At 78.3% G+C, this 544-nt stretch carries 1 protein-coding gene; it reads left to right on the top strand.

The window, feature by feature from the left end; genetic code table 11:
- A partial coding sequence (locus L2I40_RS24330; RefSeq protein WP_237217893.1) for a hypothetical protein occupies positions 1–544 on the top strand: 544 nt, incomplete at both ends.

Below are 544 nucleotides of genomic sequence, written 5' to 3' on the forward strand. Positions count from 1 at the left end.
GGTTGCGCCCGGGCGCGCCGCCCGTCGCGCTGGAACTCGCCGCGGCGACCGAGGCGCGCGAGCGGATCGTCCGCATCCGGGCCAGCGGCCCCGTCGCCGGGGAGATCGTGCTGCCCTCGCAGCTCGGCGGCGTCGGCTCGGCGCGCGTGCTGCCGCTCGCCGGACGCGAGGTGGTGGTGGTGAACATGGCCGGGCTCAACGGGCCGGGCGTGACGCAGCAGCTCGGCGCGGTCATCGCCGCCGACGACGAGGGACGGCTGCGCATCATCGGGATCGAGCAGCTGGATTCGCGCGAGACCAGCACCTGCGAGAGCACGGGCCGCCTCACGGCGCGTCCCGAGGCCGGCGAGGCCGCCGCGCTGCGGCTGGCGTGGGAGTTCCGGCGCGAGCGCGGGTCCTGCGGCGATCGCTGGCAGGGGCGCCCGGTGCGCGAGACCTGGGCCGAGGCGCTGCATTGGGACGGGCGCGGCGCGCTGCGCGGCGACCCGCCAGCGGCCGATGCACCGCCGCTTCGCCGCGCGATCGCCGCCGCGCGGGCAAAGGT

Origin of the sequence: Falsiroseomonas oryziterrae, from assembly GCF_021864505.1 — a bacterium.
In the GTDB taxonomy this organism is placed as follows: Bacteria; Pseudomonadota; Alphaproteobacteria; order Acetobacterales; family Acetobacteraceae; genus Falsiroseomonas; species Falsiroseomonas oryziterrae.